Below are 7,899 nucleotides of genomic sequence, written 5' to 3' on the forward strand. Positions count from 1 at the left end.
GGACAAATACGATGTCTAAAACAACACGCAAGCACTCGGATCTCATTTACGAGCTGGAAGACAAACCCCCGTTTTATCAAACCCTGATGGGCGCAGTGACCCATCTGCTGGCCATTTTTGTTCCCATGGTGACCCCGGCGCTGATCGTCGGCGGCGCCCTGGGCCTCTCCACCGAGACCACCGCCTATCTGGTTTCCATGGCGATGATCGCCTCCGGTATCGGCACCTGGCTGCAGGTAAACCGCTATGGCCCCATAGGTTCGGGGCTGCTCTCCATCCAGTCGGTCAACTTCTCCTTCGTGACCGTGATGATCGCCCTCGGCGGCGCCATGAAAAAAGATGGCATCCACGAGGAGCTGATCGTCTCGACCCTGCTCGGGGTCTCTTTTGTCGGCGCCTTTCTGGTGATGGGCTCCTCCTTCGTGCTGCCCTACCTCAAGCGGGTGATCACCCCGACCGTGAGCGGTGTGGTGGTGCTGATGATTGGCCTGAGCCTTATCAAGGTGGGGATCATCGACTTTGGCGGCGGCTTCTCCGCCATGAGCAGCGGTACCTTTGGCAAATATGAGAACATCGGGCTGGGGCTCTTGGTGCTCTGCGTCATCGTCGCCTTCAACTGCAGCCGAAGCCCGCTGCTGCGGATGAGCGGCATCGCCATCGGTCTGATGGTTGGCTATGCGGTGGCCCTGATGCTCGGCATGGTGGATTTCTCCGCCCTTGAGAACCTGCCGCTTATTACGGTGCCGATCCCGTTCAAGTACGGTTTCTCCTTCGATTTTCACGCCTTTATGTTGGCGGGCACCATCTATCTGTTGAGCGTGCTGGAGGCGGTGGGGGACATCACCGCCACCGCCATGGTCTCCCACCGGGATATTCAGGGGCCTGAATTTCAAAAGCGGCTCTCCGGCGGCGTGCTGGCGGACGGGTTGGTCTCGGTCATTGCCTCGGCCCTCGGTTCCCTGCCGCTCACCACCTTTGCCCAGAACAACGGCGTCATCCAGATGACCGGGGTGGCCTCGCGCCACGTGGGCAAGTTTATCGCCGTTATTCTGGTGCTGCTGGGGCTCTTCCCGGTTGTGGGGCGCTTCTTTACCACCATACCGTCACCTGTGATGGGGGGCGCCATGGTCATCATGTTCTCCATGATCGCCATCGCCGGTGGTCGCATCATCATCAGCCACGGTTTCGATCGGCGGGAGACCCTGATTGTCGCCACTTCGCTGGGTCTTGGGCTCGGTGTCTCCTATGACCCGAACGTCTTCAAGGTGCTGCCAGCGGGTATCTACATGCTGGTGGAGAACCCCATCTGCGCCGGCGGCATCACCGCCATCATCATGAATCTGGTGTTGCCGCAAAGCCGAAAGCGCAAGGCGGCCGTCAGGGATGCCGAGGCGGTGGAGGTGATCCAGCTGAGCGACAAGCCGGATGTGATCTTTACCGCCCGCAGTGCGGGCCAGCCATCGGCCAGCAAGGGGGAGGGTTCACCAGAGCCAGTGCCCGGGCAGGCGGTGGCGCCACAGGTGGAACGGATCTGACGGTTAAACCGGCAAAAAACGTCAACAGAACAAGCAAAACAGGGAAACGGTTATGAAAAACGACAACTCTGTCAAAGCGGTACGCGGCAGCTTCTTCGATATTACCCGGGTGGTGGATCAGCCCGAGGAGATTGAGTCCAACGCGCGCCTTATCGAGGATGGCCTGCTGATCATTCGCAACGGCTGCATCGACTGGTTTGGTGAGTGGGAGGAGGGGAAAGATCGCATTCCGGCCGAGGTGCGGGTGCGCGATTACCGCGGCAAGATGATAGTGCCGGGCTTTGTCGATACGCACATTCACTATCCCCAGAGCGAGATGGTGGGGGCCTATGGCGAGCAACTGCTGGAGTGGCTCAACCGCCACACCTTCCCGGCCGAGCGGCGTTACAACGATCTCGAGTATGCCCGCGAGATGTCCACCTTCTTTATCAAGCAGTTGCTGCGAAACGGCACTACCACGGCGCTGGTGTTCGGCACCGTTCACCCCGAGTCGGTGGATGCCCTGTTCGAGGCGGCCAGTCGCATCAATATGCGGATGATCGCCGGCAAGGTGATGATGGATCGCAACGCGCCAGATTATCTGCTCGATACCGCGCAGAGCAGTTATGTGCAGAGCAAGCAGCTTATCGAGCGCTGGCACGGCAATGGTCGCCTGCTCTATGCCATCACACCACGATTTGCACCCACCTCGACACCCGAGCAGCTGACGATGGCGCGGCGACTGCGCGAAGAGTTTCCCACCACCTATCTGCACACCCATCTGTGCGAGAACAAGGACGAGATCGCCTGGGTCAAATCCCTCTTTCCGGCGCACAAGGGTTATCTCGATGTCTATCACCAGCATGGCCTGACCGGCCACAACTGTGTGTTTGCCCACTGCGTCCATCTGGAAGAGCAGGAGTGGGATTGCCTGAAAGAGACCGGCTCCACCATCGCCTTCTGCCCCACATCGAATCTTTATCTGGGCAGCGGTCTCTTCAAGTTGCACAAGGCGTGGCGCAAGCAGGTGAAGGTGGGGATGGGCACCGACATCGGCGCGGGCACCACCTTCAATATGCTGCAGACCCTCAACGAGGCCTACAAGGTGATGCAGTTGCAGGGTGAGCGGCTCTCGGCCTATCAGGCCTTCTATCTGGCCACCCTGGGCGGCGCCCATTCGCTGGGGCTGGATGAGAAGATCGGCAGCTTTGCGGTGGGCAAGGAGGCGGACTTCGTGGTGCTCGACCCGGTCGCCACCCCGCTGCAGCAGTTGCGTTATGACAACTCCACCACCCTGCGGGACAAGCTCTTTGTGCTGTTGACCCTGGGAGATGACAGATCCATCTACCGCACCTATGTGGATGGCCAACTGGTGCATGAACGGGGGTAGGGGCTGGAGTGGGCTGCCGCGGCGCAGCCCCGACGAATACGGCGGCTGGCGTACCCAACAGGAGGCCAGTCTTGCCGCACCACAGGGGATCTCCCCGCATAGAACGTGAAATGGCCCGGTTTTTTTGATCAGCAAGGCAAACGTTTGAGTCAAGGCTGCCTGCCCTGGTCTGTCTGTCGCATCTTCTGCCACCATCGCCTGTTTCTCATCAGACTGGCGCGAGGCAGATCCGCAGATCCTGTCGCCATTTCGTCATGGAACATTCAGGCGCGTGTGAAGGAGTTGGGTATGACCCAAGCAAACAGCAGGACAAACAGCGTGGAACAGCTGGCCAATGATGACGCCAGCCAGAGCGCACCAAAGCAACAGCCGCTCACGGCTCTTGATCGCTACTTTATGATCAGCGAGCGGGGCAGCAATGTCAGACAGGAGGTTCTGGCGGGCCTCACCACCTTCCTTGCCATGGTCTACTCGGTGATAGTGGTGCCGAGCATGCTCGGCAAGGCGGGCTTTCCTCCCGGCGCCGTGTTTGTGGCCACCTGTCTGGTGGCGGGTTTCGGTTCGCTCTTGATGGGGCTCTGGGCCAAGCTGCCGATGGCCATCGGCTGCGCTATTTCCCTCACGGCGTTTACTGCCTTCAGTCTGGTGCTGGGGCAGCAGATCCCCATTCCGGTGGCGTTGGGGGCCGTTTTCCTGATGGGGGTGCTGTTTACCGCCATCTCGGTGACCGGGGTGCGTAGCTGGATACTCGACAACCTGCCGATGGGAATTGCCCACGGTACCGGCATCGGGATTGGTCTCTTCTTGCTGCTTATCGCTGCCAACGGGGTGGGGCTGGTGATCAAGAACCCGCTGGAGGGGCTGCCGGTGGCGCTGGGGGCTTTTACCTCCATGCCGGTCATTATGTCCCTGATCGGCCTTGCGGTGATCTTCGGGCTGGAGAAGCTGAGAGTACCGGGGGGGATCCTGCTGGTGATCATCGCCATCTCCATCTTCGGCCTTATCTTCGATCCGGCGGTCAAGTATCAGGGATTGTTCGCCCTTCCGAGCCTCTCGGACGATCAGGGCAAGTCCCTCATCTTCAGTCTGGATATCATGGGGGCCCTCTCGCCGCTGGTGCTGCCCAGCGTGCTGGCGCTGGTGATGACGGCGGTATTTGATGCCACAGGCACCATCCGCGCCGTGGCGGGCCAAGCCAACCTGCTCGATAAGGATGGTCATATCATCAACAGCGGCAAGGCGCTCAGTGCCGACTCGGTCAGCAGCATCTTCTCCAGTCTGGTGGGGGCGGCTCCGGCTGCCGTCTATATCGAATCGGCCGCGGGCACGGCGGCGGGGGGCAAAACCGGCCTGACCGCGACCGTGGTCGGCGGCCTCTTCCTGCTGATGCTGTTCCTCTCACCGCTCTCCTATCTGGTGCCCGCCTATGCCACCGCACCGGCCCTGATGTATGTGGGGCTCTTGATGCTGAGCAATGTCACCAAGCTCGATTTCGATGACTTTGTCGGGGCCATGTCCGGGCTGGTGTGCGCTGTCTTTATCGTGCTCACCTGCAATATTGTCACCGGCATCATGCTTGGCTTCAGCTCGCTGGTGATCGGCCGCATCTGCTCGAAGGAGTGGCACAAACTCAACGTCGGCACCGTGGTCATCGCCCTGGCACTGGTGCTCTTTTATGCTGGAGGATGGGCTATTTAGGGATAACCCGCCCGTTTGGGGCCGCACTGGCGGTCCCATTTTTATGCCTGCGGCTTTTTATGTCTGCGTTGCTCAGCCTGTCTTGGCTGGCTATCACGTCTCGGTCGTCTCCGTAGTTGGGTGGTCTCATCGCGATACCATTTTGATAAATCCCCCTACCAGATTGATAGGCTCCCACCCTTGCTCTCCTCGCTCTGCCGCTTTTTTCACCGCTGATGTGCCCCGTTTGCTCAGGGGCTGCCCCTGGCTTGTCGCTGCGAGCCAACAAAAGCGGGCTAGATGGGATCCCCTTCACACTTCTCCCCATTCTCCTGACGATGGCGGGAAACAGGCGCATATCTTGCTGTTTTTTATGCCGGTTCCAGATTTTTCCATTCGAAAAAGGACTTGCATATGTCCATAGGATTACCGCTCAAGCGGGTGGATGCCGAGGCCAAGGTGACCGGCAGCGCCCGCTATACAGATGACAACATCATGCTCGGGATGCGCCACGCCAAGTACGTGAGAAGCAATATTGCCCACGGCAAGGTGCTCGCCATCGATGCGACCGAAGCGCTGGCGCTGCACGGGGTCGAAGCCGTGTTTACCCATGAAGATGTGCCCACCACCTGTTTTCGCACCGCCGGTCACGCTTGGTCTCTCGATGAGGCGAAACGGGATGTGAAAGACCGGCGTCTGCTCACCGACCATGTGCGTCACTTTGGTGATGGGGTCGCCATCGTGGTGGCGCGCGATCCGCTGGTCGCCGAGAAGGCTGCCGCCCTGGTCAAGGTGACCTACGAACCGCTGCCGGTGATGACGGATGCCCACAGTGCGCTGGCCGAGGATGCTTATCCCATCCATCCGAATGGCAACCTGCTGCGGCAAAGCCAGATCCGGGCGGGTGAGCCGGAACAGGCAATCGCAGCAGCGGATCTGCAGTTCAAGGCGCACTATCAGACGCCGGTGGTGCAGCACTGCCATCTGGAGACGGTGACCTGCTACGCCTATATGGATCAGCCGGACCACATCATAGTGGTCAGCAGTACCCAGATCCCCCAGATTGTGCGCAGCCGGGTGGCCAAATCCCTCGGCCTACCCTGGTCCAGCGTGCGGGTGATCAAGCCCTACATGGGCGGCGGCTTTGGCAACAAGCAGGATGTGCTGGAAGAGCCGATGGCGGCGTTTCTGAGCTACAAGCTTGGCGGTGTGCCGGTCAAGGTTACCTTGAGCCGGGAGGAGTGCTTCTTTGCTTCCCGCACCCGCCATGGCTTTGCCATCGATGGCACCCTCGGTATCAACCGGGATGGCACCCTCAGGGGGTATCAGCTCGACGTGCTCTCCAACACCGGCGGCTATGCCTCCCACGGCCACTCCATCGCCAGCGCAGGGGCCAACAAGATCAGCTACCTCTATCCGCGCAGCGCCTTCGGTTATGACGCCAAAACCTTCTACAGCAACCTGCCCACCGCCGGTGCCATGCGCGGTTACGGCGCGCCGCAGGTGGTGTTTGCCCTTGAATGCATGCTGGATGATGCCAGCGCCGAGTTGGGTCTGGATCCGCTCGAAGTACGCATCGCCAACGTGGCGCGCGAGGGGGATGCCAATCAGGTCAACCAGAAGACCATCTACAGCGCCGGGCTCCCTGAGTGTTTGCGCCGGGGCGGCGAGCAGTTCCAGTGGGAACGGCTCAAGGCCGAATGTCTGGTGCAGGATCCGGCAAGTCGGGTGCGGCGCGGCATCGGGGTTGCGTGCTTTAGCTACGGCTCCAACACCTACCCGGTGGGGGTCGAAATTGCCGGCGCCCGCATGCTGCTCAATCAGGATGGCACCGTCAATCTGCAGATCGGCGCCACCGAGATAGGGCAGGGGTCGGATACCGTCTTTGCCCAGATGGCGGCCCAAACGTTAGGCATTCCGTTTGATCAGATCCGGGTCATTTCGACTCAGGATACCGACATTACCGCCTACGATCCGGGCTCGTTCGCCTCGCGCCAGAGCTATGTGGCAGCCCCCGCCATCCATCAGGCGGCGCTGCAGTTGCGGGCGCGCATTTTGTCGCTGGCAGCCCAGCTCTGCCATCAGGATGTGGGGTCGCTCACCCTGATCGACGGCTACGTGGTGCTGGCCGGTGCGCCGGACAAGGTGCTGATCAGCGTCGCCGAGGTGTCGGTCAACGCCTATTACCACCTTACCATTGGTGGCCAGATCACCTCGGAAGTCTCCCACAAGACCACCACCAATCCGCCGAGTTTTGGCTGCACCTTTGTCGATCTCAGCGTCGATATCGATCTCTGCAAGGTGACCATCAATCGTATCCTCAACTTGCATGATGCGGGCAAGATCCTCAACCCGCAGCTGGCGGAGGGGCAGGTGCACGGCGGCATGGGGATGGGGATCGGCTGGTCGCTGTTCGAGGAGATGATCATCGACGCCAAGAGCGGCGTGGTGCGCAACCCCAACCTGCTCGACTACAAGTTTCCCACCATGCTGGATTTGCCAGAGCTTGAGTGCGACTTCGTGCAGACCTATGAACCCCAGTCGGTCTATGGCCACAAATCCCTGGGGGAACCGCCCATCATCTCGCCGGGCCCGGCCATCCGTAACGCCATTCGCATGGCGACCGGGGTGGCCATCAACGAGCTGCCTATCACCCCCAAGACCCTGTTTCGGGAGTTTGTCGCGGCGGGTCTGATTGGCGAGGGAGCAGGGGAGGAGCAACACCATGTTTGATATTGCCCGTTACTACAAGGCGCACAGTGTGGCCGAGGCGGTCGCCCTGCGTCAGGCTGACCCCGAGGCGCGTCTCTTGGCCGGTGGCACCGATGTGATGATCCAGCTGCATCACCTCAACGCCGCCTATCGCCATATCGTCGATATTCACGACTTGCCCGAGCTCAAAGGGGTGAGTGAGCTGCCTGATGGATCGATCCGTGTCGGCTCTGGCACCACCTTTACCGAGCTCATCGAAAATGAGCTGGTGCAGCGCCGCCTGCCAATGCTTGCCGAATCGGCCGCCACCATCGCCGGTCCGCAGATCCGTAACGTCGCCACCTATGGCGGCAACATCTGCAACGGCGCCACCAGTGCCGACTCGGCGGCGCCTACCGTCGCGCTGGAAGCTGAGCTGGAAATCGCCGGGCCCAATGGTACGCGCCGCATCCCCATCGCGGGATTTCATACCGGCCCCGGCAAGGTGGCGCTGCAACCGGCGGAAATTCTGGTGGCGTTTCATTTCGCCCCTCAGAGATCCCCTCATTTTTAGAGACTCAAATAATTCCAAGTGTGCGGGTATATAAGCGGTGTTGCTTCAGGTAG

Annotated in this window: 4 protein-coding genes and 1 pseudogene; all 5 read left to right on the forward strand. The window is 60.5% G+C overall.

Going from position 1 to position 7,899, the window contains the following annotated elements:
- The first annotated feature begins 11 nt into the window (after positions 1-11).
- Complete coding sequence (locus tag OKC42_RS10925) at positions 12-1,535, forward strand: nucleobase:cation symporter-2 family protein (protein ID WP_151285968.1); 1,524 nt, start codon at positions 12-14, stop codon at positions 1,533-1,535.
- A 52-nt stretch (positions 1,536-1,587) separates the two neighbouring features.
- Positions 1,588-2,904 (forward strand): guanine deaminase, encoded by a 1,317-nt coding sequence (gene guaD, locus OKC42_RS10930; protein WP_151285969.1) that lies wholly within the window; start codon positions 1,588-1,590, stop codon positions 2,902-2,904.
- Positions 2,905-3,300: 396 nt separating this feature from the next.
- Positions 3,301-4,602, forward strand: coding sequence for an NCS2 family permease (locus OKC42_RS10935; RefSeq protein WP_180343373.1), 1,302 nt, complete (start codon positions 3,301-3,303; stop codon positions 4,600-4,602).
- Positions 4,603-4,995: 393 nt separating this feature from the next.
- The gene (gene xdhA / locus OKC42_RS10940; protein WP_270819651.1) at positions 4,996-7,314 is read left to right on the forward strand and encodes a xanthine dehydrogenase molybdenum-binding subunit XdhA; all 2,319 of its coding nucleotides are present in this window, start codon (positions 4,996-4,998) and stop codon (positions 7,312-7,314) included.
- Positions 7,307-7,840: pseudogene (locus tag OKC42_RS10945) on the forward strand (FAD binding domain-containing protein); the annotation flags it as partial. The gene xdhA and the pseudogene OKC42_RS10945, both read left to right, overlap by 8 nt.
- Positions 7,841-7,899: the final 59 nt, after the last annotated feature.

Source organism: Aeromonas sp. Y311-2 (assembly GCF_027706025.1).
GTDB lineage: Bacteria > Pseudomonadota > Gammaproteobacteria > Enterobacterales > Aeromonadaceae > Aeromonas > Aeromonas veronii.

Coding starts and splice junctions, on each gene's coding strand:
- guaD (WP_151285969.1), top strand. CDS start 1,588: ATGAAAAACGACAACTCTGTCAAAGCGGTACGCGGCAGCTTCTTCGAT.
- xdhA (WP_270819651.1), top strand. CDS start 4,996: ATGTCCATAGGATTACCGCTCAAGCGGGTGGATGCCGAGGCCAAGGTG.
- OKC42_RS10925 (WP_151285968.1), top strand. CDS start 12: ATGTCTAAAACAACACGCAAGCACTCGGATCTCATTTACGAGCTGGAA.
- OKC42_RS10935 (WP_180343373.1), top strand. CDS start 3,301: ATGATCAGCGAGCGGGGCAGCAATGTCAGACAGGAGGTTCTGGCGGGC.